We start from the raw sequence: 24824 nt of genomic DNA on the forward strand, positions 1-24824 counted from the left end.
TTCCATGCGCCGCCGTGGCGGAGCCTTTGCCCGCCCCACCGCCACTCCCACCGCCCCCGCCGCCGCTTTTCCGCCGCACCCGCCATCGGCCCCGTGGCAGCGGCTTTCCATTGATTCCGCGCTGGACGAACGGCCTCGTGCCGGCGGGTGCTGGAGATCGCCTGCGGGCACGGCCGGATCAGCCGCGCGCTGGCCGGCCGGGGCGCCGACGTGGTGGGCGCCGACCTCTCGGCCGCCCTGATCGCCAAGGCGCGCGCCGCCGAGCCCCGGACCATCCGATACGCGCAGCTGGTGGCGGGCCGACGGCGAGCTGTCGTCACTGCGCCGCCAGGTCGGGGCCGACCACCGCACGCTCTCGACCTACCTCAACACCTTCCGCCGCCACGGCCTCTGGCTGGAGGAGGTGGCCGAGCCCGAACCGGCTCCCGAATGGGCGGAGCGGCGGCCGGACGCCGCCCGGTTCCCCGTGTTCCTGGTCATGCGGTTCGTCCGGTGGTGATGAGCTCGTACTCGACCTGGCCGAGGGGGTGGCCGTCGCCGTAGTCGTGCTCGCGTGCGGTGCCCGACTCCCGGAAGCCGCTCTTGGCGTAGAAGCGGCGCGACTGCGGCGTGTCCCGCAGGGTCCACAGGTGGACGCGCTCGAAGCCGCGCGCCCGGATCGCCTCCAGGGTGGCGGCCATCAGGGTCTTCGCGATGCCGGTGCCCCAGGCGTCCGGGTGGCCGTAGAAGCCGAAGATCTCCGCCCAGCCCGGCCGGTCCGGTGAGGGGCCGAAGTAGGAGAAGGCCAGCCGACGGCCGCCGAGGGCGGCGAGCAGGGCCGTGTTCTCGCCGGGTTCGGCCAGCCTGCCGTGCCATCGGCCGCGCCGGTCCCGTACCGCCTCGTCGAAGAACTCGGAGGCGAAGAAGCCGGCGTAGGCGGCCTGCCAGGACTCGGCGTGGATCTCTCCCACCACGTCTCCGTCGTGTGGCGAGGCCGGAATTACGGTAAATGTCACCAGATCACCGTATGTGGTCACGTCCAGCGGTGCCGCTCGGTGCCGGGGTCCGCGGGGTAGAAGCTCTCCACCCGTAGCTCCTGCGCGGTGACGTCCTGGGGTGTGCCGACGGTGGTGATCATGGAGAAGTAGCTCACGGTCAGGCCGTCCTTGGCGAAGGTGACCGGGATGATCGGCAGGAGGGCGGTGGTCAGGTCGGGCTCGCGCCAGCCGGCGGGCAGGCCGGGCCCGGACAGCACCTCCGCCAGCAGCGCCCTGGTCACCGCGTCCGGGACACCGCCCACGGCCTCGCGGTGGACGCGCTGGATGAGCGCCGGCGCCACCTGCTCCCAGTTGGCGACGTGAGGACGCAGCTCGCGGGGGTCGAACATGAGGCGGATCACGTTGGCGCCCGCCGTCGCGGGCGGACTCCCGCGCAGGTGGCCGAACATCGCCTCGGCGGACGGGTTGGCCTGGGTGAGGTTCCAGTGGCGGTCCATGACCACGGCCGGGTACGGCTCGTGGTGGGCCAGCGCCCGCTCCAGCGCCGCGCGTACCTGGGTCATGGCGGGGCCGGCGAGGTCGCTCTCGCGGTAGACGGGGGCGTACCCGGCGGCGAGCAGCAGGTCGTTGCGCTCGCGCAGGGGGACCCGCAGCGCGCCCGCCAGCGTGATGACCATCTCGCGGCTGGGCGAGGAGCGGCCGCTCTCGATGAAGCTGAGGTGGCGCGGCGAGACCTGGGCGTGGTGGGCCAGGGCGAGCTGGCTCATCCGCCGGACCTGCCGCCAGTGACGCAGCAGCAGGCCCAGGGGCGAATCCGATGTCCTCACCCTCGCCAGTCAACGGCCTGCGGCGCCCGCGCGCACTTCCCTCGGAGGGAATTGGAACCGTACGCGGAGGGCCGGACAGTGGTGCCTGCCGCCGCGGGACGGCCCGCGGCTCAGCCACCGGAGGTCCAGGATGACCCGCTTCACCGTGCACACCGTCGACTCGGCGCCGCAGGCGTCCCGGCAGCCGCTGGACGAGCTGCGGCTGCGGGTGGGGTTCGTGCCCGCCCTGGCCGGGGCGATGGCCGGCGCCCCGGCCGTGATCGACGGGTTCAACCAGCTCCAGCGCGCGCTGCGTGGCACGGCGCTCACCGGGGTCGAGCGGGAGATCGTCGGCCTCGCGGTCAGTGTGGCCAACCGGTGCGCATACTCGGTGGCCGCCCATTCGGCCTTCGCCGCGCGCGAGGGCGTGCCGGCGGAGGTGATCGAGGCCCTGCGGGCGGGCAAGCAGGACCTGCCGGAGGGCCGGGCGGCCGCGCTGGCCGCCTTCACCCGGGCGGTGCTGCGCTCGGGCGGGCTGGCAGGCAGGGCCGAACTCGAGGCGCTGCTCGCCGCCGGGTACGGCCGGGCGCAGGTGCTCGAGGTCATCACGCAGGCCGCGTACACCACCCTGGCGAACTGGGTCGCGAACGTGACCGGCACGGCCCTCGACGCCGCGCTGTCGGCCCAGACCTGGCACGACGCCCCCTGAGCCCCGCGGCGGCGGGGACTGCCCGGTCGTGGGCTATCCCTTCGGCTCCTGCGAGATGCGCACCATGTTGCCCGAGGGGTCGCGGAAGGCGCAGTCGCGCGGGCCCCAGGGCTGGTCGATGGGCTCCTGCAGCACCTCGGCGCCGGAGACGCGCACCCTCTCGAAGGTCGCGTCGAGGTCGTCGGTGCGGAAGACGGTCATCGGCAGGACGCCCTTGGTGAGCAGCTCCTGGAGGGCGTCGCCATCGGCCTGCGACCGGCCGGCGTGCGGATTGGAGATCACGATCTCGAGGCCCGGCTGGTCGGGGCTGCCGAGGGTGACCCAGCGGTGGTCGCCGGAGGCGACGTCGTTGCGGACCTCGAGGCCGAGCGCGTCACGGTAGAAGCCGAGCGCCTCGTCCACGTCGTTGACGGTGATGTGGCAGTACTGGAGTGCGATGGTCATGCCGTCAACGCTAGGCGGCTGCTTCGCGTTCCGCTTCTCCGATCCTGCTCGGCGCGTTCCTGATCGGGCGGGTGTGCGTCTTCGCCATGCACGAGGGCATCGCCGTCACGGCGGCGTGCTCCCGGGAACGGTAGGCGCTCGGCGTCTCGCCCAGCAGCTCGGTGAAGCGCGAGCTGAACGAGCCGAGCGAGGTGCAGCCGACCGCCATGCACGCGTCGGTCACGCTGACCCCGGCGCGCAGCAGCGCCATCGCCCGCTCGATGCGGCGGGTCATGAGGTAGCTGTAGGGCGTCTCGCCGTAGGCCGCCCGGAACTGGCGGGAGAAGTGCGACGGCGACATGAGCGCGTGGCGGGCCATCGTCGGAACGTCGAGCGGACGCGCGTATTCCCGGTCGATCAGATCTCGCGCCCGCCGCAGGTGCGCGAGGTTGGCGAGGTCTTGCGGAGTCATGAGGGAAGGCTACACCCGCCCTACGACAAGTCGCTGACCTGCGGGGACAGGCCTCTGCCCGGAGTGCGCGCGGACCCCTCCCGCGGGCCGTCGCGCGTGGCGGGGCGAGGCGGCGGGACCGGTCAGGAATCGAGAAGCGCCGGCCGCCGGGACGCACCTAGCGTGACCGCCATGGACATCACCATTCACGCGAGCTTCCTCCCGCACGACGACCCGGACACCTCCCTCGTCTTCTACCGCGACGTCCTCGGCTTCGAGGTCCGCGACGACGTCGGATACGAGGGGATGCGCTGGATCACGGTCGGCCCCGCCGGACAGCCCGGCACGTCGGTCGTCCTGCAGCCGCCGGCCGCCGACCCCGGTGTCACCGACGACCAGCGCCGCACCATCACCGAGATGATGGCCAAGGGCACCTACGCCGGCATCCTGCTGGCCACCTCCGACCTCGACGGCACCTTCGCGCGGCTGCGCGACGGCGGCGCCGAGATCGTCCAGGAGCCGACCGAGCAGCCGTGGGGCGTCCGCGACTGCGCCGTCCGCGATCCCGCGGGCAACCTGATCCGCATCAACGAGCTGAGCTGAACCGGGCGTCCGCGCAACGGCGGGAACGGGTGCGGCAAAGGACGGGCACGGCGAGCGGCACGGCCGATGACGGCCGCCCGCCTGCGGCCGTCATCGGGTCGTGGTCCGGTCGTGCTCTGGTCGCGGTCTAGGAGCTCGGGCAGGTGTGGCGGTACTCCTCGATCGCCAGTCCGCTGGGCGGCGGGCAGAGGAAGCGCTCGTAGCGGGTGTCGTCGTCGACGAAGCGCTTGAGCCAGGCCACCATCGACTTGGCCATCGTGGTGTTGGTGGTCTGCGGGAAGAAGTGGCTGGCGTTGTTCAGCTCCAGGTACGCCTTCTCCGACGACGACGGGATGCTCTGGTAGAACGGCTCGGAATGGGTGGAGACCGAGGCGACGCTGTCGCTCTCACCACCGATGATCATCGTCGGGACGCGGATCCCCGACCACGACTTCGTCAGGTTCCAGGGGGCCAGCGGCACGGCCGCCTGCAGGGACGGGCGGTCGTCGGCGGCCTCCAGGGTGCCGCCGCCGCCCATCGAGTGGCCGGCCACCGCGAGCCTGGAGGCGTCGATGCGGCTGCGCACCGTGGCCGTACTGTCCTCGACCAGGTAGTCGAGCGCCGCCAGGAGCTGGCGGCCCCGGCTGGCGGGCTGGTCGTAGAGCGTGTTGGTCTCGATGCCGATCACGACGAAGCCGTGCGAGGCGATCCTCGGGCCGAGCCACGAGAGGCTGGACCACCTGGCGGTGTACCCGGGTGAGATGGCGATCGCGCCGAACGTGCCCTGGCTGGTGTCGGTCGGGTAGTAGATCGTGCCGCCGCCGAAGCCGCTCACGCTGATCGACGAGACGCTCGTCTGCGCGGTCGAGAACGGGCCGCGGCTCGCCTCGAGGATGGCGTCGGTGGGGTCGGGGCCGCGGTCGTACGGGCCCGCCGCCTGGGCGGGGGAGGCGGCCATCAGGGCACCGCCGATCAGTGAGACGGTGAGGGCGAGCTTGGTCAACGTTCGCGCGCCGGATCGGGGGGTGGAGAGCTGCACGTCGTCATACTCCCTGCTCGTTGGGGGGTCCTCATCGGAGGGCTCGTCGGGGAGCTCGGTGAGGGTGACTGCTGTCTGTCGCCATTGTTCGGATGCGCAGTCAGCCGTGCATCGGTGAAATCACCGGTCCTGCGATCAGGACATGAGGCGTACCAGTTCGACCCGGGAGCGGATGCCGAGGCGGCTGAAGATGTTCCTGAGGTGGTGCTCGATGGTACGGCGGCTCAGGAAGAGCTGCTCGGCCACCTCCTTGTTGGTGGCGCCCTCGGCCACCATGCGCGCGATCTGTAACTGCTGGGCCGTGAGCTGGCCCGTGGTGGCGGACAGGGCCGGGCGGACCGGGTCGCCGGAGGCGCGCAGCTCCGTCCTGGCCTGCTCGCTCCACAGGCGGGCGCCGTAGCGTTCGAAGGTCTCCAGGGCCGCGTGCAGGTGGGTCCTGGCTGCGCCGGGGCGGCGGTCGCGGCGCAGGGCGCTGCCGTACAGGAGGCTGGTACGGGCGGCCTCGAACTCGTACATGCCCTGGCCGTGCAGGTCGAGGGCCTCGCGGAACAGCTCTTCGGCCGCGCCCGGCGGGGCGAGCAGGGCGCGGCAGCGCGACACCAGCGCGCGCAGATCGGGGCTGCGCGTGCTGCCGACCCAGCGTTCGAGCACCCGCAGCGCGGTGCCCGCCCCCTCGTGGTCGCCGGTCCGCGCGCACGCCTCGATGAAGTGCGGCGTGGCCATGACCCTGATGACGACGTGGCTGCTGTTGCGGCGCTCGGCGCGCAGCCGGTGGGCGCAGTCGGCCGGTCGCCCGGCCGACAGGTCGAGGTAGGCCAGCGCCCAGTTGCCGATCGCGCCCGCGATGCCCAGGTCGTGGGCGTCGGCCAGGTCGATGGCGGCGTCGGCGCGCGTCCGGCAGGTCTCCTGGTCGCCCTCGACGGCCGCCGTGATCGCCAGCCAGGCCAGATGCTGGGCCGCCGTGTTGAGCTGGCCGGTCTCCTGGGCCAGGCGCAGGCCCTGGGCGGCGGTCGTGGCGACGGAGGCGTAGCGGCCCATCCAGATCTCCGGGTAGATCATGTAGTCCAGGAGCTGCGGCATCGCCGAGGCCGCGCCGCGCACGCGGGCCGCCTCGACGGCGCGGGCCGACAGGCGGTGGGCCGTGGCGTCCTCGCCGAGCATCATGCTGGCCACGCACGCCCACACGAGCACGATGGGATCGCGGACGGTCTCCGCCAGCTCGACCACGCGCCGCAGCGGGCCCGCCGCCTCCTGGTGCGAGCCGCTGAAGGTGGAGGCCATCCCGGCGAGATACTCGAACATGAGTTGCGTGGGCACTGCCTCGTCGGGGCGGCGCAGGGCGGCGGCCTGGCGGGCGATCGCGATGAACGCCCGGTTGTCGCCCGCCCGGTAGCTGGCGTCCGCGGCCCTGACCAGCGCGCGCACGCCGAGCATGCGGTGGCTTTCGAGCAGCCACGCCGCCGCCGACAGCAGCTCCTCGCGGGCGCTGCCGGTCTCGCCGCGCAGGAGTTCGAGGCTGCCGTGCAGGAGCTGTACGTGGGCGCGCAGCTCGTCGGGCGCCGTGAGGGTGCGCAGCCTGGCCAGCAGCGAGCGGGCCACCTGGGGACGGCCCGCCACCCACGCGTGCCGGGCGGCGGCGGCCAGGCGCTCCACCTTGGCGGGGTCGTCGTGGCCGGTCAGCTCGGCGGCCCGCTCGAGCGCCAGGTACGGCTCCGGATGGCCGCGCGGGCGGCGGACGTCGAGAGCCGCCGCGGCCAGCTCGTCGGCCAGCTCTCCCGCCGGGCCGTCGAGAGCACAGGCCCGATGCCACGCCCGCCGTAACCGCCGAAGACCGTCCCCCTCCCGACCCTCGCACAGACCGGTGCTCGCGTGGCCGGTGCTCGCCAGGCCGGAGTGTGGGGGGTTGGTGTGCGCGGGGCTGGAGTGGGTGGGGTCGGCGGGGTTCTCGGGGGTGGTGGTTTCGGAGGCGGGGTTCTTCGGGGGTGTGGGTTCGAGGAGGGTGGCGAGCAGGCGGTGGGCGGCGCGGCGCTGGGCGAGGGAGGCGCCGTGGTAGGCCACCGCGCGCAGGGCCGGGTCGCGGAAGTCGTAGCGGTCACCGGCGGTCTGCAGGATGCCCGCGCGTTCGGCCGGTTCCAGCGCGGTGAGGGCGCACGTGGGGCGGGCCGCCTGGATCAGCGTGCCCGGGTCGAGGCCGGGGTCGGCGGCGATGAGCAGGAGGAGCGGGCGCACCTGGTCGGGCAGGGACGCGAGGCGGGCCGCGTGCTCGCCCCACAGCCGGCCGCCCCTGGGCAGCGCCTCCGGTGGGGCGGCCAGGCCCGCGAGCTGGTCGGGGGTGAGCGAGCCGATCAGCTCGGTCAGGGCGAGCGGGTTGCCGCGGGCGATCTGGTCGAGCGCCGCCAGCAGGTCCTCGGGGATCCCGCCCGGCGCCAGGTCCCCGGCCAGCTCCCGCACGGCCACCGCGTCCAGGCCCCGCAACGCCAGCACGGGCACACCCTCCAGCCCGCCCGGCCACCCCCGGCCGAAGCGCCCGCCCGGCCCCACGGCCGTCGGCCAGGCTCCGTCTGTGGCTGGTGGCCAGGCTCCGTCCGGGGCGGTCGGTCGGGCTGTGTCCGGGGCCGTGAACAGCAGGGCGACGGGTTCGCCGGACAGCCGTCTGGCCGCGAACGACAGTGCCTCGCGGGTGGCCTGGTCCAGCAGGTCCGCGTCGTCCACGCAGGCCAGCACCGGCTGCCGGGCCGCCGCCGCCGACAGCGCGCCCAGCACGGCGGCGGGCAGCGCCAGTCCCCCGGCCGGTCCACTGGCCGGTCCACTGGCCGGTCCACCGGGCGGTCCACCGGGCGGTCCACCGGGCGGTCCACCGGGGGGCGTACCGGATTCCAGGGTGTCCACGAGGGAGCGGGCCGAGGCGAGAGGGCGCAGCAGGCCGTGCAGCCCCGCGTACGGCAGCCGCGACTCCGACGCCACCCCCGAGACCCGCAGCACGCGGAAGGCGGGACAGGCGTGCGCCGCGGCCAGGTCGAGCAGCGCCGTCTTCCCTATGCCCGGCGCGCCCACCACCAGCAGGGCCCCGCCGGAGCCGGCGCGGGCGTCGTCGAGCAGCCGCCGCAGGGCGCGCTCCTCCTCGCCGCGGCCGCGCAGCACGGGTGCGCTCGTGACTGGGGACACGCGTTCAGTGTTACGCGCTGATGTCAGGACTGAAAAGGGACTGTGGAAGGGGCCGGTGATTTCACCGATGCGCGGTGTCGCGTTTCCCCGACAGGCGGCCGGTGACGGCCGGCACCAGACCGTTCGGCATGAACAGCACCATCAGGATGAGGACGAGCGCATAGACGGCGTACGACAGCACGCTCGGCGCGTACGTCGGCATCCCCGGCAGCGAGGCCAGGATGTCCAGACCCTGCACCAGCAGCGTGATCGCGGTCGCCCCCACCACCGCGCCCCAGATCGTGCCGAGCCCCCCGACCACGGCCATCACGATGTACTGGATCGAGATGAGCACCGGGAACGAGCCCGGCGCCACATAGCCGGTGTAGAAGCAGTAGATGCCTCCGGCCAGCCCGGCGAAGGCGGCCGACAGGGCGAAGACCACCAGCTTGTACCGCCCGACCGGGATGCCCGAGGAGGCGGCCGCGGTCTCGCTGGTGGCCAGGGCGCGCAGGGCGCGGCCGGGGCGGGAGGTGATGACGTTGTGGGTGACCAGCATGACCAGGGCCAGCCCGCCCCACGTCATGTACGCGTACGCCGCCGCGCTCCCCACCTCGAACGACCCCACGCTGAACTGCGGGATCGCCTGCAGCCCGATGTCGCCGCCGGTGAACTCCAGTTGCCCGGCCAGCGAGAGCAGGATGAGCTGCATGGCCAGCGTGGCGAACGCCAGGTGGTGCCCGCGCAGCCGCAGCAGCGGCGTGCCGATGACGAGGGCGGACACGGCGGCGACCAGCGGGGCGGCCACCAGCCCGGCCAGGGGCGGCACCCCGCCCAGCGCGAGCAGCGCGGCCGTGTAGGCGCCGATGGCGTAGAAGGCGCCCTGGCCCAGCGACACCTGCCCGGCGTACCCCATGAGCAGCGACACCCCGACCGTCACCATCGCGGCCAGGCCCAGCAGGATGTAGACGGCCAGCACGCTGTCGTCGAGCACCGCCGGCAGCGCGAGCGTCACGGCGGCGACCAGGAGCCCGGCCACGAGTCTGATCATGTCGGCTCCTGGGAGATGGCCGGGCGGCGGCCGGCCTGCACGATCATGACGACGAGCATGAGGCCCAGCGCCACCTCCAGTTGGTGCGACCCGTAGCCGTACCCGGCCGCCATCGTCTCGGCCACGCCCAGCAGCAGCGCGCCGGCCAGCGTGATCACGGGCCGGGTGAGCGCCCCGAAGACGGCCGCGGCGAAGCCGTTGACGATGAGCGTGACGTCGGTGTCGAACGAGATCGGCCGCAGCGGCGTCACCAGCACCCCCGCGATGCCCCCGAGCAGCCCGCCCAGCGCGAACGCCAGCAGCCCCATCCGCCGGATGTCGATGCCCACGACCCGGGCGGCGTAGGGGTTGGACGCGCACGCCGTCAGCGCCTTGCCCAGGTACGTCCGGCCGAAGAAGATCGCCAGCAGCACGAACGCGGCCGCCGTCACCCCGATGACCAGCAGGTACTGGGTCTGGATGCGCGCCCCGGCCACGGTGACCGAGCCCGCCAGGCCGGGCGCCGAGCGCGGCTGGTCGCCCCACAGCACGATCTCCACCGCGTACGCCAGCACGCCCACGCCCAGCGTGACGATCAGCGACGACAGCGCCGTCGTGCCCGGTCTGCCGATCGCGGCCAGCCCGGTCAGCAGGCCCGCGAACGCCGCCACCAGCACGGCGGCCACCTCGCTCAGCCCGTGCGGGAACCCGAGCCCGAGGAGCGAGGAGGTGCACAGCCCCGCGACCACGGCGAACGTCCCCTGGGCGAAGTTCACCACGCCGGTCACCCGGTGGATGACGACAAGGCCGCTGGCGATCAGCGCGATCGCGCACCCGACCGCCAGCCCGTTCAGCAGGTACGTGAGGAAGGCGCTCATGTGATCGTCCCGCCCAGGTACGCGCTGGCCACGCGGGGGTCGCCGGCCAGCTCCGCGCACTCGCCCTCGGTCACCAGCCGCCCGGACTCCAGCACGTACGCTCGCGAGCAGAGCTCGAACGCCAGCCGCGCGTTCTGCTCGATGAGCAGCACCGTCAGCCCCTGCGACCGGTTCAGCTCGGTGAGGTGCCCGGCCAGGTCGGCGGTCACGTTCGGGGCCAGGCCGAGGGACAGCTCGTCGACCACGAGCACCGACGGGCGCGACATCATGGCCCGCCCGAACGCCACCATCTGCTGCTCGCCCCCGGACAGCACGCCCGCCCGCCGGCCGGCGAGGTCGGCCAGCCGGGGCAGCAGCTCGTAGACGAAGGAGGGGTCGCGCTCGCCGGAGCGCCAGCCGCCCAGCACCAGGTTGTCGACGACGGACAAGTCCGGAAAGAGCTGCCGGCCCTCGGGGATCAGCGCCAGCCGCCCGCCGATCCGCACCGTCCCGGAGGCGGGCCGCAGGAGCCCCGCGAGCGTGTTGGCCAGCGTGGACTTGCCGGCGCCGTTCGGCCCCAGCAGCGCGACCATCTCGCCCTTCCCGGCGTGCAGCGTGACGTGCTCCAGCGCGGTCGCGGTGCCGTACGAGACCACCAGGTCCTGGACGTCGATCATGAGGCCTGTCCGAGGTAGGCGGCGAGCACCAGCGGGTCGGCCCGCACCTCGGCCGGGGAGCCGTCGGCGATGACCTGGCCCAGGTCGAGCACCACGACGCGGTCGGCCAGCCGCGTCACGAACGCCACGTCGTGCTCGATGAGCAGGATGGTCAGCCCGTCCGCCCGCAGTTCCTCCACCAGCGCGGCCAGCCGCTCGCGCTCCTGGCCGCGCAGCCCGGAGGCGGGCTCGTCGAGCAGCAGCAGGCGGGGCCGCGCGCACAGGGCGCGGGCCAGTTGCAGGGCCCGCTGCTGGCCGATCGGCAGCCGGTCGGCGGGCCGGTCCGCCCATTCGGAGAGCCCCACGCGGGTGAGGGCGACGTCGGCCTCCGCCGCGATCTCGCGCTCGTCGCGCCGGTGCCGGGGCAGCCGCAGCGCCGCCGAGACGAACCCCGCCCGGGTACGCCCGTGCAGCCCGACCATGACGTTCTCCCTGACCGTCATGCCGCGGAACACCCGGGCCGCCTGGAAGACGATCGACATGCCGAGCCGGGCCCGCCGGTGTGGCGCGAGCCGATCCACGCGGTGCCCGAGGAAGGAGATCCGGCCGTGGTCGGCCGCCAGGTGCCCGGTGATCAGGTTGAACAGCGTGGACTTGCCGGCCCCGTTCGGGCCGATGACGCCGCAGACCTCGCCGTCCGCGACGCTCAGCGAGACGTCGCGGACGGCGTAGACGCCCCCGAAGGAGCGGGCGACCCCGGTGACCTCCAGCACGCCTCACCCCGCCGCGGTGACGGTCTTGGTGAGCTGCGTCTTGGCCCACTCAGTTGGCACGAACTGGCCGTTCTTCACCGTGTTGACCGAGATGTACTCGGGCGACAGCCCCGAGTGGTCGGTGGCCGAGTAGCGGAAGCGGCCGTTCGGCGTGATCAGGTCCATGGCCTCCAGGGCCTGCTGGACCTTGGTCTTGTCGGTGCTGTTCGCCTTCCTGATCGCCTCGAACAGCAGCAGCGAGGCGCTGTAGCCGTCCTGCGCGAACTGCGGCGGCGGATAGCCGTGCTTCTGCTGGTACGGCTTGGCCATCTGGTCGATGATCTGCTTCTGCTTGCCGTCGGGCAGGTGGTCGCCGACCACGCCGATGGCGCTCTGCACGGTCATGCCCTCGGCCGCGGCGCCCATCGGCTCCAGCCACAGCTTGCTGGCCTGCGAGGCGGTCAGGAACAGCGGCGTCTTCAGCCCCGAGGCCACGTACTGCTTGGCCGCCGTCACGCCGGGCGCGCCCGACCCCCAGAACACCAGCGCCTCGGCCTTGGAGTCGCGCACGTGCTGGAACACGGGGCTGAAGTCGGAGGTCGTGGTCTCGTACGGCTCGTCCACGGCGATGGTCACGCCGTACTTGGGGGCCAGGGCCACCATGGACTTGTGGCCGGAGACCGAGTAGGCGCTCTTGGAGTCCCAGGCCACCGCGACCGTCTTGATGCCCTCGGCCTGGATGTACTGCAGGTAGCGCTCGGCGTACATGCTGGACAGGGCGGGGGTGACGAAGATGTACGACTTGATCGGCTCGACCTGCTCCTGCGCCGGGGCCAGCGACAGGTACGGCATCTTGTCGCGCTGCGCGAGCGGCTCGACCGCCAGCGCCGAGTTGGAGAACACGGGCCCGATCAGCGCGTCGATCTCGCCCTTGATCTGGTTGTAGGCCACGATGCCCTGGTCGGGGGCGGTCTTGTCGTCGCGCGTGACGAGCTCCACCTTGCGGCCCAGCAGCCCGCCCTGCGCGTTGACCTGCTCGACCGCGAGTTCGACGGCCTTCTTGTCCTCGCTGCCCAGCGGCGTGTAGTTGCCGGTGAGGGAGACGATGAGGCCGACCTTGATCGGATCCTGCCCGCCGGATTCCTCTCCGCCGCCGCCACCGCAGGCGGTCACTGCTAAGAGGAGACAGGCCAGGGACGGTAGCAGCCTGCGCATCAGGACCTCCTGGACCGGGCGATGTGGCCCCGAATGTAGGCAGGTACATTACGGCTGTCAATAGAGTGCCGAATATCTGGAGATAGCTGTTATGAGGCCTCAATCGGTGACTCTGACGTTCCTCGGAGACCACGTGTACGGCCGCGGGATCTGCGTCGCGTCGCAGAGCTTCATCGAGGCGTTCGCGAGGGTCGGGATCTCGGAGGAGGCCACCCGCTCGGCGCTGACCCGGATGGTCAGGCGTGGGCTGCTGCGCCGGCAGCGCTCGGGCCGGCGCATGTACTTCGGCCTCACCCCGACCAGCACCGAGGTGCTCAAGGACGGTGAGCGGCGCATCTGGCACAGCGGCGTGGTCAACGACGCCGACGAGGACCGGTGGACGCTGATCGGCTTCTCGCTGCCGGAGTCCTGGCAGCGGCAGCGGCACGAGTTGCGCTCGCGGCTGGTCTGGGCCGGGTTCGGGCCGCTGCAGAACGGCCTGTGGATCGCCCCGGGCGAGGTGGACGCCACAGGGGTGATCGAGGACCTGGGCGCCAACGTGAAGGTCTTCGCCGCCGAGCCGCGCCGGCCGACCGACATGCAGGCTCTGGTCGGGGACGCGTACGACCTGGCCGGGCTGGGCGACCGCTACCGGGCGTTCCTGCGGGCCTGGGACCGGGCCGACCCGGCGCCGGACGCGCCCGACGACCTGGCCCGCTCGCTCATGCTGCTGACCGGCTGGCTGCAGATCATCAGGACCGACCCGCGCCTGCCACTGCGCTACCTGCCGCACGACTGGCCCGCCGAGAAGGCCCAGCGGGTCTGCCACACGCTGCACGAGCGTTTCAAGCCGGAGGCGGCGCAGGTCGCGGAGCGGCTGCTCGACGCCGTCCCCGACGAGTCCCGGGCGGAGATGAATCTTGGGCAGAACGGTGACAGCGATCACGTAGTGGCCTAACTTGAGGGCTTGAGGAGGCCCGATGCGGAACCAGGGGATTGGCTCGTGGCCGGCGCGCAGGGCCCGCATGACGCCGGACCGGGTGGCGCTTTCTTACCGCGGGCGTGATTTCACCTATCGTGAGCTGCGGGAACGAGTGAACAGGCTGGCTTCCGCGCTGGACGTGCGGCGCGGCGACCGCGTCGCCTTCCTCGGGGTCAACCAGCCCGCGCTGGTCGAGACGTTCTTCGCGGCGGGGCTGCTGGGGGCGGTGTTCGTCCCGCTCAACACCCGGCTGGCCACGCCCGAGCTGCGCTTCATCCTGGCGGACGCCGAGCCGTCCGTGCTCGTGCTGGGGGAGGAGCGTGACGGCGCCGGGCTGCCGGGCCGCCATCTGCGCGCCGCCGGCTTCGAGGACCTGCTCGCGTCGGGCTCGCCCGAGCCGATCGACGAGCCCGTGAGCCCCGACGACGTGTGCCTCATCATGTACACCTCCGGCACCACGGGCCGCCCCAAGGGCGCCATGCTCACCCACGCCAACCTGACCTGGAACGTCGTCAACCTGCTCGTGGACGTGCCGCTCGCGCACGACGAGGTGACGCTGGTCTCCGCGCCCCTGTTCCACATCGCGGCCCTGGCCCAGACGCTGATCCCGAGCGTGCTCAAGGGCGGGCGGACCATCCTGGAGCCGTCGTTCGACGTGGACCGGACGTTCGATCTGATCGAGGCGGAGCGGGTCACGGTGATGTTCGGGGTGCCGTCGATGTTCGGCTTCCTGACGCGCTCGCCCCGCTGGGCCGGGGCCGACCTGTCGAGCCTGCGGCACCTGCTCTGCGGCGGCGCGCCCGTGCCCGAGCCGCTGATCCGCACCTACCAGCGGCGGGGGCTGACGTTCCTGCAGGGCTACGGCATGACGGAGACGGCCCCCGGCGCGCTCTTCCTCGGCGCCGAGCACTCGATCGCCAAGGCCGGCACGGCCGGGGTGCCGTGCTTCTTCTCCGACGTCCGCCTGATCACGCCCGGCGGCGAGCCGGCGGCCCCGGGCGAGCCCGGCGAGGTCTACGTCGAGGGCCCCAACGTGATGCCCGGTTACTGGCGCCGCCCCGAGGAGAGCGCGAAGGTGCTCTCCGCCGACGGCTGGTTCCGCTCCGGGGACATCGGCGTCGCCGACGACGACGGCTACGTGCGCATCTCCGACCGGATCAACGACGTGATCATCTCCGGCGGCGAGAACATCTATCCGGCCGAGGTGGAGAGCGCCCTGTACGAGCACGCCGGGGTCGCCGAGTGCGCGGTGATCGGCGTGCCCGACGACACGTGGGGCGAGGTGGGCAAGGCCCTGGTGGTGCCGCGCCCGGAGGGCGGGGTGTCGCCCGACGAGCTGCTGAAGCACCTGGACGGTCGCCTGGCCCGCTTCAAAATCCCGAAATATCTCGAATTCGTCCCTGAATTACCGAAGAACGCGGCGGGCAAGCTGCTCAAAGCCCCGCTCAGGAAGCTCTACGGAGGATGATCCCTCATGCGTACCTCACCACCGTTCCGCGCCGACCACGTCGGCAGCCTCCTCCGCCCGCCCGCCCTGCTCCGTGCCCGCGAGAGCCTCACCGGTGACGCGCTGCGCGAGGCCGAGGACGAGGCGATCAAGGAGGTCGTCCGCCGGCAGCAGGAGGCCGGCCTGCAGAGCGCGACCGACGGCGAGTTCCGCCGGGCCTCGTGGCACATGGACTTCATCTACCGGCTCGGCGGCATCGGCCAGGCCGCCGACGAGCACATCACGGTCCGCTTCCACAACGAGCAGGGCGACATCGAGTTCACCCCGGCCGCGCTGCGCGTGCACGACCGGATCAGGCTGACCGAGCCGATCTTCGCCGACGACTTCACGTTCCTGCGCGACACGGTGACCGGCGTGGTGCCGAAGCTGACGATCCCGTCGCCCAGCATGGTCCACTACCGGGGTGGGCCGGCCGCCATCGACCCGAAGGTCTACCCCGACGTCGAGGAGTTCTGGCGGGACCTGAGCGCGGCCTACGCCGAGCAGGTGCGCAGGATCGGCGCGATGGGGTGCACGTCCCTGCAGTTCGACGACACGAGCCTGGCCTACCTGAACGACCCCGCGCAGCGGGCCGAGCTGGCCGAGCGCGGTGACGACGCCGAGCACATGCACCTGCGCTACATCAAGCAGATCAACGCCGCGCTGGCGGCCAAGCCGGCGGGCATGACGATCACCACGCACATGTGCCGCGGCAACTTCCGCTCCTCCTGGGCCGCCTCCGGCGGCTACGACTTCGTCGCGGAGGCGCTGTTCAACGAGCTGAAGGTGGACGGCTTCTTCCTGGAGTACGACGACGAGCGGTCCGGCGGGTTCGAGCCGCTGCGGTTCGTGCCGCCGGGCAAGATGGTCGTGCTCGGACTGGTCACGACCAAGCACGGCGAGCTGGAGTCGAAGGACACCCTCAAGCGGCGCATCGACGAGGCGGCCAAGTTCATCGACCTCGACCAGCTCTGCCTGTCGCCCCAGTGCGGCTTCTCCTCCACCGTCGAGGGCAACCAGCTCACCGCCGACCAGCAGTTCGCCAAGCTCCACCTGATCGTCGAGACCGCCCAGGAGGTCTGGGGCTAGAGGGTCACGACCGAGCCGGTGAGGCGGGCGCGCTCGGCGGCCCACACCACGCGGTGGGTCATCAGGCTCTCCGCCGCGTCCGAGCGCAGCAGCGAGGCGTCACCCGAGGCGACGGCGGCGAGGAAGGCGTCGGTCAGCCCCTCGTCGCCGCCCCCGTGCCCGTCGGCCGCCGACGGACCCCCCTCGCCGGCCGTCTCGACGACCTCCTCCTCGCCCGTCCTGAAGTCCACCAGCCGCAGCGTGCTCCCGTCGCCGTCGATGTAGCCGTGGGTGCCGAACAGGCGGGTGCGGCGGTGCTCCATCGGGGTGAACGCGCTCATCGTGAACGAGCACGTCGCGCCGTCGTCGAACTCCATCACCACCTCCTGGTGGTCGACGACGTCGTTGTCGCAGGCGTACACGCAGCGGCCGTACGGGCCCGTGCGCAGCGCCTCCAGCACCTCCGCCTCCGTACGCCCCGGCGTGACGGCCGACAGCGGCCAGAACTCGCTGTCCGGATCCCCGAGGCACCCCAGGTAGAGCCGCTTGGCCGAGTACGGGCACGACGGCTCCAGCGGGCAGTCCAGGCACCGGTCGGCGGCCGGCGCGGGCCGCTCCTCGGCGCGGAAGTGCGACAGCGAGCCGAACGAGGAGATCTTCGTGGGCGGCCGGCCGAACAGGTGCACCAGCCAGTCGATGTCGTGGCACGCCTTGGCCAGCAGCATCGGTGCCGAGGTGTCCTGGCGGCGCCAGTGCCCGCGCACGAACGAGTGCGCCTGGTGCCACCAGCCGACCGGCTCCAGGTGCTGCACGCTGACGAGCCGCCCGATCCGCCCCCCGTCCAGCAGCCCGCGCACCACCCGCGTGTACGGCGTGTACCGCAGCACGTGGCACACCGCCAGCATGATGCCGTTGCGCCGGGCCGCGTCGGCGATCCTGGCCGACTCCCGCTCGCTGGTGGCCATCGGCTTCTCCAGGAGAATGTGGTAACCGAGGTCCGCCATCGTCACCGCCGGGCCGGTGTGCAACTGGTCGTGCGTGGCGATGACGGCCGCGTCGGCCACCCGCCCGGCCGCCGCCAGCTCCTTCCAGCCGAGGTGCTCGCCCTCCGGCGGGATCCCGAACTCCGCCGCGAAGGCCGCGCGGCGCCCCGGATCGGGCTCGGCCACCGCCACCACCCGCCCGGCACCCGTGGCGTGCGCGCGCCGGGCATAGGTCAGCCCTCGCAGGCCGCCGCCGACGACGGCTAGAGTCACCTCAGTCATGGAACCTTCCCCCGACTAAATATCATGGAGACCATCATTATTCGGGCTGGCAGAGTGGACGGCAAGGGGCGTCGATGGCCGGAGAACTGAGCGGGGGTGACCTGTCGCGGCTGCGGCAGCTCAACGCGCTCGCGGTGATCAAGGCGTTGCAGGGCGGGCCCTCGCTCACGCTCACCGAGGTCGCCAAGCGCACCGGGCTGTCACGTGCGTCCACCGAGGACGTGGTCCGTGAGCTGCTGCAGAAGGGCTGGGTCGCCGAGGCGGGCGCCACCGCGGGCGGAGTGGGCCGCCCGGCCCGGCGCTACCGGTTCAGGGCCGACGCCGGGCGGGTGCTCGGCATCGACATCGGCGGGCACAAGATCCGCGCGGTGCTCGCCGACCTCGACGGCAACGTCGAGCACAGCACCCGCGTCCCCGTCACGCCCGAGATGGGCCGGGTCGAACGCCTGGCGGCGGTCGACCGCGCGGCCGGCGAGTGCCTGGAAAGGGCCGGGCTGACCGGCGGCGACGTCTGGGCCTCGGGGGTCGGCACGACGGGCCTGGTGGACGGCGCGGGCAAGGTGATGCTGTCGGAGGCGCTGCCCGAGTGGACGGGCGTCGACCTGGCCGCCCACGTGCGCCGCCTGGCCCCGGCGCCGGTGCTGGTCGAGAACGACAGCAAGCTCGCCGCCCTGGCCGAGTGCTGGCGCGGCGTGGCCCGTTACGCCAAGGACATGGTGTTCCTGCTGGCCGGGCTCCGTACCGGTGCGGGCCTGGTGATCGACGGCAAGCTGCACAGGGGCTTCGCCAACGCCTCCGGCGAGATCGGCGCGCTGCCGGTGCTCGGCTGGCTGCGGGCGCAGGAGCACCTGAGCGCGGCCAGCGGCGAGGCGGGTGACGTCTTCGCCGCCGCGCGGGCCGGTGACAAGGCGGCGGTCGCGGCCGTGCGCCGCTACGTCAAGGACCTGGCGCTCGGCGCGTCCGCCCTGGTCCTGGCGCTGGACCCGCAGATGGTCGTGGTCGGCGGCGGCTTCTCGCGCTCGGCCGACGTGCTCATCGAGCCGCTCAGGCGCGAGCTCGACCGGTGGTGCATCCGCACCCCCGAGGTGCGCATGTCGGCGCTGGGCGACGAGGCCGTAGTGCTCGGCGCCGTGCGGCTCGCGCTCGACGACATCGAGGACCGGGTGCTCGACGGCCGCACACCGCTCGTGAGCCATCTGTAACACGGCCACTCTTGCCATCTATTTCACTGGACTCCATCATTACTCCCACGTTCTAGGAGAGGACTGGGAGATGTGGAAGTCGGCACGGAGCGGTGCGGCCCTCCTCTGCGCGGTACTGCTCGCCTCCGCGTGCGGCGGCGGTGAGCAGGCCGGTACAGGTGCGGGCACGCAGGACAAGGTGACGCTGTCGTACGGCGTCTGGGACGCCACCCAGCAGGCCGTCATGCAGGAGCTGGGCGCGGAGTTCACCAAGACCCACCCGAACGTCGCCATCGACGTCCAGCTCACCCCATGGGCCGACTACTGGACGAAGATGAAGGCCGCGGTCACCGGCGGCGCGGCGCCCGACGTCTTCTGGATGAACGGCCCCAACTTCCAGCTCTACGCCTCCAACGGTGTCATCAAGCCCATCGAGGAGCAGGTCGACACCTCGGTCTACCCCAAGGGCCTGGTGGACCTCTACACCTACGAGGGCAAGCTGTACGGCCTGCCGAAGGACATGGACACGGTCGGCGTCTGGTACAACAAGACGCTCTTCGAGGCCGCCAAGGTGACGCCTCCGGCCGACGACTGGACCTGGGCCGACTTCAAGGAGGCCGCCGCCAAGCTGACCGACGCGAAGAAGGGCGTCTACGCGATCGGCGCGGAGCTCACGAGTTTCCAGGAATACCAGTACAACACCATCTACCAGGCCGGCGGCCACGTGATCTCCCCGGACGGCAAGAAGTCCGGTTACGACGATCCCAAGACGATCGAGGGCCTGAAGTTCTGGACCGACCTCATCGCCGCCAAGCAGTCGCCCGACCTCAAGACCATGACCGACACCGCCCCGCTGCAGCTCTTCGAGGCCGGCAAGCTGGCGATGTACTGGGGCGGGTCGTGGAACGTGGCCGAGTTCACCAAGAACGACTACACCAAGGACAAGGTGGACGTGGCCCCGCTGCCCAAGGGCGAGAAGCAGGCCACGATCATCCACGGCGTGGCCAACGTGGTGTCGGCCAAGACCGAGCACCCGGCCGAGGCGTGGGAGTTCGTCAAGTTCCTCGGCTCCAAGCCGGCCGCCGGCATCCTGGGCAAGAAGGGTCCGATCCCGGCCTACAACGGCACCCAGAGCGACTGGGTGGCCGCCCATCCCGAGCTGAAGCTCCAGGTCTTCCTGGACGCGGTGGCGTACGCGGTGCCGTACCCGGTCTCCAAGAACACGGCCGCCTGGCAGGAGGCGGAGCTGACCCACCTCACCAAGGCGTGGACCGGCGAGGTGCCGGTCGACAAGGCGGCCGCGGACCTGGCGGCCGGCATGAACGACCTGCTGGCCAAGGAGTGACGTGACGACCACCGCCGGAACCCGCCCCACCCGGGCGGCTCACGCGGCGAGCAAGCGCCGGTTCCGCGCCGAGGCCCTGTGGGGGTACGCGTTCATCGCCCCCACCGGGCTCGGCCTGGCGATCTTCTACCTGTGGCCCGTCGTCCAGACCACCTACTTCTCCTTCACCGAGTGGGGCGCGTTCGGCGGGCACACCTGGACCGGGCTGGACAACTACACCCGGCTGATCGGCGATCCCGAGGTGGGGCGGGCGCTGGTCAACACGCTGACGTACACGGTGCTCGGGCTGGTCGGGATCCCGCTCGCCATCGTGTTCGCCGCGCTGCTCAACCGGCCGGGGCTGCGCGGCGTGAGCGCGTACCGGACGGCGTTCTTCCTGCCCGTGGTGACCATGCCGGTCGCCGTCGCGATGCTCTGGCGCTGGCTCTACAACGGCGACTACGGCCTGGTCAACCAGGTGCTCTCCGTGGTGGGGATCGACGGGCCCAACTGGATCGCCGACCCGGCCACCGCCATGTACGCGCTGGTCGTCGTGGGCATCTGGAGCAGCATCGGCTACAACCTGATCATCTTCCTGGCCGGGATGCAGGCCATCCCCAAGGAGCTGTACGAGGCCGCCTCCATGGACGGCGCCGGCTCGGTCAGGCAGTTCTTCCGGATCACGCTGCCGATGCTGTCGCCGACCGCGTTCTTCATCTCGATCGTGTCGGTGATCGGCTCGCTGCAACTGTTCGACCTGGTCTTCGTGATGACCGGGTCCGGGCAGTCGGCGCGGGCCAACCCGGCGTACGCACGGTTGCAGACCGTCGTGCAGCTCTTCTACGAGCGGGCCTTCGTCACCAACGACCGCGGTTACGCCGCCGCCATCGTGATCGCGCTGCTCGTGCTCATCGCGGCGCTGACGGTCCTGCAGTTCCGGCTTCAGCGGAGGTGGGTGCACTATGTCTGAGCGCCGCCCGATCGGGGTGCACGCGGTGCTGATCGCGTCCTCGCTGGCGATGGTGGCCCCGTTCGCCTGGCAGATCGTCACCTCGCTCAAGACGCTCAGCTCCGCCACCCGGGTGCCGCCCTCGCTCCTGCCCGAGGGCCGCTGGGACAACTACGCCAAGGTCTTCGACCTGCTGCCGTTCGCCGACCAGTTCCTCAACACCGTGGTGATGGCCGCGGGCCGGGTGGCCGGGCAGGTGCTGTTCTGCTCGATGGCCGCCTACGCCTTCGCCCGGCTGCGCTTCCCCGGCAGGAACCTGCTGTTCGGCGTCTTCCTGTCGGTGCTCATGGTGCCGCCGCAGCTCTTCGTGATCCCGCAGTACCAGATCATGTCCTCGCTCGGCTGGCTCAACAGCCTGCAGGCGATCATCGTGCCGGGGCTGTTCAGCGCGTTCGGGGTGTTCCTGCTGCGGCAGTTCTTCCTGGGCCTGCCGCGCGAGATCGAGGAGGCGGCCCGGCTCGACGGCGCGGGCCCGGTCCGGATCTACTGGTCGATCATGATGCCGCTGGCCCGGCCGGGGCTGGTGGCGCTGGGCATCCTCACCCTGCTGTGGGCGTGGAACGACCTGTTCTGGCCGCTGGTGGTCAACACCGACCCGGAGAAGATGACGCTGTCGGCGGGGCTGGCCGCGTTGCAGGGCCAGTACCAGACGGACTACCCGATCCTCATGGCCGGTTCGCTGATCGCCTCGCTGCCGGTGATCGCGGTGTTCGTGTTCCTGCAGCGCCAGTTCATCCAGGGCATCGCGCACACCGGCACCAAAGGATGACCCGGCGGGAGCCACGGGCTCCCGCCGGGCCCGCCTCACCTGATGACGATCGTGGTGAGGGCCCGCGGCTGCAACGTCACCGTCCGGCCCGTCACCGCCGACGGGGTGAGCGAGTTGGCGGTGTCGGTCACGTACGCGGTCGCCCGGCCGCGCACTCCCTGCCACGTGACGGGGGCGGTGCCGGTGTTGAGCACCTCGACGACGCGCGACCCGTCGGGGTTGCGGAACGCTGAAACTTTCAGCGCCGGATCGGCCGCCGACGCCTCCAGCCGCACCGCGCCCGGCCGGATGAACCGGCTGTACGCGGCCAGCGCCCACAGCCGCTTCGACACGTGGTACGTCCTGGCCACCTCGTCGAGTTGCAGCAGCGCCCTGGTCGCGCCCCGCGAGCCGCCCAGCCAGTAGACGTAGGCGCTGACGTCGGCCAGCGTGAGCGCGTCGTGCACGGCCTGCGCGATCGTGAAGCCGTCGTAGCCGCTGCCGTCGTCCCAGTTCTCGTTCCACGTGGTGCCGTTGGGGTTCCACTCCGACATCCACGTCTTCCTGGAGGTCGGCAGCGGGGCGTCCACGGGGCTGGCGTACGTGTGGCCGGTGTGGACCTTGACGTGGCGGCGGGCCTCGGGGTCGGCCTCGATCGCCGCCGTGTACGCCTTGGCCTCGTTCCAGCCGAACGAGTCGCAGCAGACCACCTTCGTGCCCTTGGGGACGATCGGGCCGAGCACCTTGACGAACTCGGCGGCCTGCTGGGGGGTGAAGCGCATGGAGGCGTACGTGGCCGTCCAGTCGGGCTCGTTCGTGAACCCCAAATCGGTGATCTTGATGCCCTCCCTGGCGTAGAACTTCGTGTACGCCACCAGGTAGTTCGCGTACGCGCGGTGCCACTCGGGCTTGAGCGTGCCGCCGTTCTTGTCGTCGCCGTTGTCCTTCATGTAGCCGGGCGCGCTCCAGGCGTCGGCGAAGAAGCGCTCGACCCCGTACCGCTGGGCCTCCTTGGCCACCCAGACCTGGCTGTTGTCGTCGCCGTCCCAGACGTACCTGGGCGGGGCGTCGGGGCCGCCGGGGTCCTCGGGCTGGATCGTCACCATGTGGTCGTACGGGCTGCCGGTGGGGGAGGAGCCGATGCCGAGCCGCAGGATGCTCAGGCCGGCGCCCTTGGTCCGGTCGAACCACAGGTCGAGGACCTCGCGCTGCTGCGCCTCCGGCAGGGCCTCGAGCAGCTCGTTGCGCCGGAAGGCCTGGGAGACGCCGAAGCCGTCGATCTCCTGGTGCCTGACGCGTTCGTTCACGGTGACGGCCGGTGGGGCGGCGGCGTGCGCGGGGCCGGCCGCCGGAAGGCCGAGCAGGGTGATCGCGACAAATGCTCGTAACATGGCGCCTCCGAAACTTTTCGGCAAGTTATCGATATGTTTCGCCGATCGCCGGAACCGTAAGCGTCAGGTGGCGCCCCCGTCAACCACGACCGCCCCCGGCCGCGCCGGGGACGGCCAGGGGGATTCAGTGCGCGGACTCGGCGCGCTCTTTGATGGTCAGCATCTGGCGGCGCGTCGCCAGGAAGTCGCCGACGTCCATCATCGCGAGGTAGCCGGTGCCGCGCAGGGTGGACTCGGCCCGGATGCGCACCCGGAAGATCATCCGGGTCTTGCCGTCGACGTCGCGCAGCGAGATGCAGCAGGTCGTGGTGGCGTCGGCGCCGCGCGAGGCGAGCACGAGGGTGTGCGGCGGGTCCGCCTGCTCCACGATGTGGCCGGTGCCGTCGGCCGCGCCGTGCAGCACGTCGCCGACCTTCAGCCCCTGCTGCGCGGTGGTGCCGGGCTCCTCCGAGGCGCCCGGCGCCGGAGGCCCGCCGGGGCGGTGGCCGCCGAGCCGGACCACCCAGGCCCAGACGGAGGCCGGGGGCGCGTCGATCGTGATGGCGCGGGTGGCCTGGTGCTGCGGGTGGGGGATGAGGTCGTCGCCGGGCATGGCCGCGTGGACCTCGCGGTCTTCGGCGCCCCAGCGGAGGTGCCATGGGCGGACGGCGAACAGGTAGCCTGCCGCCGTGCCGGCCGCCAGCCTGAACAGAGAGCGCGGCATGAACATGCGTACTCCTTCGTTTCACCGGTTGGAACGCCCAGTCTCTGACGCGCGGCACGATCTGGGTAGCTATTTCATGATTTAAAGCGATATAGAGATCAAATTTGATCGGGCTTCCAGGCGGTGAGATCGTACGTTTCCGCGATCGGGCGCCAAGCCCTGGAGAATCGGGTTTTCGCCTTCTGCGCCGTCTCCGACTTGACCAGGCCGAGCTGGTAGTCGCCGTCGGACGCCACCGGGCCCGCGCAATTCCCGCCCACGTGACGGCGGGCCCACGAGAGGAACGCGGCGTCGGCCGCGTGCGAGGCGTCGAGCGCGTCGACGAGGGAGTCCTTGAGCTCCGTGCCCGCCGGGAGCGCGCTCACGGAGAGCGCCTTGGCAGCGGCGAGCTGGTCGCGGCGGCTGGCGGTGATCTCCTTGATGCCGCGCACGCCGTCCTGCTCGCACCGGGTCGCGCTCGCGATGGCGTCGGAGAGGCTGGCGCGCGACGAACTGCTGCTCGACAGCAGCTCCTCCAGTTGCTCGGCCTGCCGTCTGGCGACCGGCTGGGCGGCGGGCTCCTGATCGGACGGGCCGGGGGACTGCCCGGCCGAGCCTGTCTCGGTGGGCTCGCCATCAGCGGGCCCGTCGGTGGGGCCGGTCTGGGGGTCTGTCTCAGGGCTCGTTTCAGGGCCCGTTTCAGGGCCCGTTTCGGGGCCCGTTTCGGGGCTCGCGGAGGCGAGCAGCGGGGCCTTGCCCGGGCCCGCGCCACCGCTCTCGGCGGGGGCGGAGCCCTGGCCGGCGACGATCCACCAGGTCAAGGCCAGGGCGAGACCGGCCACGGCCAGGCTGATCAGGACCGAGGGGCGGCGCCAGGCCGGCGGGCGGTGGCGCAGCCGGGCCGGCTCCCAGTCGTCGCCGCCCGGTTGCGCCGGGCCGCCGGGCGCGTTCTGGTGGGCGCGGCAGCGGGGGCACTGGGGGAGAGTGCCGACGTGGGATCCGCAGCGCTGGCAGAAGCGGCTCGAGCCAGATTCGTACGCCAAAGCACCCTCCCGGAATATCACAAAT

General features: G+C 71.9%; 25 protein-coding genes. 10 read left to right on the plus strand and 15 right to left on the minus strand.

Annotation, left to right across the window (positions count from 1 at the left end; translation table 11 throughout):
* Window positions 1-147: 147 nt before the first annotated feature.
* Complete coding sequence (locus AB0I15_RS09930; RefSeq protein WP_358092426.1) at window positions 148-543, plus strand: class I SAM-dependent methyltransferase; 396 nt, start codon at window positions 148-150, stop codon at window positions 541-543.
* Here the strand turns inward: AB0I15_RS09930 and AB0I15_RS09935 are convergent.
* Both AB0I15_RS09935 and AB0I15_RS09940 read right to left on the minus strand, forming a co-directional pair.
* Window positions 477-950: a GNAT family N-acetyltransferase gene (locus AB0I15_RS09935; RefSeq protein ID WP_358092840.1), complete on the minus strand. Its 474-nt coding sequence runs from the start codon at window positions 948-950 to the stop codon at window positions 477-479. The genes AB0I15_RS09930 and AB0I15_RS09935 overlap by 67 nt on opposite strands.
* Window positions 951-1012: 62 nt before the next feature.
* On the minus strand, window positions 1013-1804 hold the full coding sequence (locus AB0I15_RS09940) for a helix-turn-helix transcriptional regulator (protein WP_358092428.1): 792 nt from the start codon (window positions 1802-1804) through the stop codon (window positions 1013-1015).
* A gap of 130 nt (window positions 1805-1934) precedes the next feature.
* Between AB0I15_RS09940 and AB0I15_RS09945 the strand changes: the two genes are divergently transcribed.
* Complete coding sequence (locus AB0I15_RS09945; protein ID WP_358092430.1) at window positions 1935-2492, plus strand: carboxymuconolactone decarboxylase family protein; 558 nt, start codon at window positions 1935-1937, stop codon at window positions 2490-2492.
* 33 nt (window positions 2493-2525) lie between these two features.
* Here AB0I15_RS09945 and AB0I15_RS09950 read toward each other — a convergent pair whose 3' ends face one another.
* Together AB0I15_RS09950 and AB0I15_RS09955 are read right to left on the minus strand one after the other, a co-directional pair.
* Entirely contained in the window at window positions 2526-2936 is a 411-nt protein-coding gene (locus tag AB0I15_RS09950) for a VOC family protein (RefSeq protein ID WP_358092432.1), read from the minus strand.
* Window positions 2937-2946: 10 nt separating this feature from the next.
* Window positions 2947-3387, minus strand: a complete 441-nt coding sequence (locus tag AB0I15_RS09955) for a helix-turn-helix transcriptional regulator (RefSeq protein ID WP_358092434.1) — start codon at window positions 3385-3387, stop codon at window positions 2947-2949.
* A 171-nt stretch (window positions 3388-3558) separates the two neighbouring features.
* On the opposite strand from AB0I15_RS09955, the gene AB0I15_RS09960 reads away from it, so the two are divergent.
* Window positions 3559-3969, plus strand: a complete 411-nt coding sequence (locus AB0I15_RS09960; RefSeq protein ID WP_358092436.1) for a VOC family protein — start codon at window positions 3559-3561, stop codon at window positions 3967-3969.
* Window positions 3970-4096: 127 nt separating this feature from the next.
* Here AB0I15_RS09960 and AB0I15_RS09965 read toward each other — a convergent pair whose 3' ends face one another.
* The 7 genes from AB0I15_RS09965 to AB0I15_RS09995 all read right to left on the minus strand — a co-directional run bounded on the left by AB0I15_RS09965 (window position 4097) and on the right by AB0I15_RS09995 (window position 12641).
* Complete coding sequence (locus AB0I15_RS09965; protein ID WP_358092843.1) at window positions 4097-4906, minus strand: alpha/beta hydrolase; 810 nt, start codon at window positions 4904-4906, stop codon at window positions 4097-4099.
* Window positions 4907-5122: 216 nt separating this feature from the next.
* Window positions 5123-8152: an AAA family ATPase gene (locus AB0I15_RS09970; protein WP_358092438.1), complete on the minus strand. Its 3030-nt coding sequence runs from the start codon at window positions 8150-8152 to the stop codon at window positions 5123-5125.
* 61 nt (window positions 8153-8213) lie between these two features.
* Entirely contained in the window at window positions 8214-9182 is a 969-nt protein-coding gene (locus tag AB0I15_RS09975) for a branched-chain amino acid ABC transporter permease (RefSeq protein ID WP_358092440.1), read from the minus strand.
* Entirely contained in the window at window positions 9179-10039 is an 861-nt protein-coding gene (locus AB0I15_RS09980) for a branched-chain amino acid ABC transporter permease (RefSeq protein ID WP_358092442.1), read from the minus strand. The genes AB0I15_RS09975 and AB0I15_RS09980 overlap by 4 nt, the downstream gene beginning before the upstream one ends.
* Entirely contained in the window at window positions 10036-10695 is a 660-nt protein-coding gene (locus AB0I15_RS09985) for an ABC transporter ATP-binding protein (RefSeq protein WP_358092444.1), read from the minus strand. Before AB0I15_RS09985 ends, AB0I15_RS09980 begins: the two co-directional genes overlap by 4 nt.
* A complete protein-coding gene (locus AB0I15_RS09990; protein ID WP_358092446.1) occupies window positions 10692-11447 on the minus strand; it encodes an ABC transporter ATP-binding protein in 756 nt (251 codons plus the stop codon). The genes AB0I15_RS09985 and AB0I15_RS09990 overlap by 4 nt, the downstream gene beginning before the upstream one ends.
* A 3-nt stretch (window positions 11448-11450) precedes the next feature.
* Window positions 11451-12641: an ABC transporter substrate-binding protein gene (locus tag AB0I15_RS09995; RefSeq protein ID WP_358092448.1), complete on the minus strand. Its 1191-nt coding sequence runs from the start codon at window positions 12639-12641 to the stop codon at window positions 11451-11453.
* A 106-nt stretch (window positions 12642-12747) separates the two neighbouring features.
* Here AB0I15_RS09995 and AB0I15_RS10000 point away from each other — a divergent pair, with 106 nt between their 5' ends.
* The 3 genes from AB0I15_RS10000 (at window position 12748) to AB0I15_RS10010 (ending at window position 16177) form a co-directional block, all read left to right on the plus strand.
* Complete coding sequence (locus AB0I15_RS10000) at window positions 12748-13578, plus strand: PaaX family transcriptional regulator C-terminal domain-containing protein (RefSeq protein WP_358092450.1); 831 nt, start codon at window positions 12748-12750, stop codon at window positions 13576-13578.
* A gap of 67 nt (window positions 13579-13645) precedes the next feature.
* The gene (locus tag AB0I15_RS10005; RefSeq protein WP_358092846.1) at window positions 13646-15070 is read left to right on the plus strand and encodes a long-chain fatty acid--CoA ligase; all 1425 of its coding nucleotides are present in this window, start codon (window positions 13646-13648) and stop codon (window positions 15068-15070) included.
* A gap of 6 nt (window positions 15071-15076) precedes the next feature.
* Complete coding sequence (locus tag AB0I15_RS10010; RefSeq protein WP_358092451.1) at window positions 15077-16177, plus strand: 5-methyltetrahydropteroyltriglutamate--homocysteine S-methyltransferase; 1101 nt, start codon at window positions 15077-15079, stop codon at window positions 16175-16177.
* Here the strand turns inward: AB0I15_RS10010 and AB0I15_RS10015 are convergent.
* The gene (locus AB0I15_RS10015) at window positions 16174-17421 is read right to left on the minus strand and encodes a Gfo/Idh/MocA family oxidoreductase (protein WP_358092453.1); all 1248 of its coding nucleotides are present in this window, start codon (window positions 17419-17421) and stop codon (window positions 16174-16176) included. The genes AB0I15_RS10010 and AB0I15_RS10015 overlap by 4 nt on opposite strands.
* 74 nt (window positions 17422-17495) lie before the next feature.
* On the opposite strand from AB0I15_RS10015, the gene AB0I15_RS10020 reads away from it, so the two are divergent.
* The 4 genes from AB0I15_RS10020 (at window position 17496) to AB0I15_RS10035 (ending at window position 21704) form a co-directional block, all read left to right on the plus strand.
* Window positions 17496-18623, plus strand: coding sequence for an ROK family transcriptional regulator (locus AB0I15_RS10020; protein ID WP_358092455.1), 1128 nt, complete (start codon window positions 17496-17498; stop codon window positions 18621-18623).
* A gap of 70 nt (window positions 18624-18693) precedes the next feature.
* Complete coding sequence (locus AB0I15_RS10025) at window positions 18694-19947, plus strand: sugar ABC transporter substrate-binding protein (protein ID WP_358092457.1); 1254 nt, start codon at window positions 18694-18696, stop codon at window positions 19945-19947.
* A gap of 1 nt (window position 19948) precedes the next feature.
* Window positions 19949-20896: a sugar ABC transporter permease gene (locus AB0I15_RS10030; RefSeq protein WP_358092459.1), complete on the plus strand. Its 948-nt coding sequence runs from the start codon at window positions 19949-19951 to the stop codon at window positions 20894-20896.
* Window positions 20889-21704: a carbohydrate ABC transporter permease gene (locus AB0I15_RS10035; protein ID WP_358092461.1), complete on the plus strand. Its 816-nt coding sequence runs from the start codon at window positions 20889-20891 to the stop codon at window positions 21702-21704. Before AB0I15_RS10030 ends, AB0I15_RS10035 begins: the two co-directional genes overlap by 8 nt.
* A 35-nt stretch (window positions 21705-21739) precedes the next feature.
* On the opposite strand, the gene AB0I15_RS10040 is transcribed toward AB0I15_RS10035, so the two are convergent.
* The 3 genes from AB0I15_RS10040 to AB0I15_RS10050 all read right to left on the minus strand — a co-directional run bounded on the left by AB0I15_RS10040 (window position 21740) and on the right by AB0I15_RS10050 (window position 24799).
* Window positions 21740-23074 carry a glycoside hydrolase gene (locus tag AB0I15_RS10040; protein WP_358092463.1) on the minus strand — a complete coding sequence of 445 codons (1335 nt, stop codon included), beginning with the start codon at window positions 23072-23074 and terminating at the stop codon, window positions 21740-21742.
* 124 nt (window positions 23075-23198) lie between these two features.
* Window positions 23199-23777 carry a hypothetical protein gene (locus tag AB0I15_RS10045; RefSeq protein ID WP_358092465.1) on the minus strand — a complete coding sequence of 193 codons (579 nt, stop codon included), beginning with the start codon at window positions 23775-23777 and terminating at the stop codon, window positions 23199-23201.
* A gap of 98 nt (window positions 23778-23875) precedes the next feature.
* Entirely contained in the window at window positions 23876-24799 is a 924-nt protein-coding gene (locus AB0I15_RS10050) for a hypothetical protein (RefSeq protein WP_358092467.1), read from the minus strand.
* Between the last annotated feature and the right edge of the window lie 25 nt (window positions 24800-24824).

The organism is Nonomuraea sp. NPDC050643 (assembly GCF_040654715.1).
GTDB lineage: Bacteria > Actinomycetota > Actinomycetes > Streptosporangiales > Streptosporangiaceae > Nonomuraea.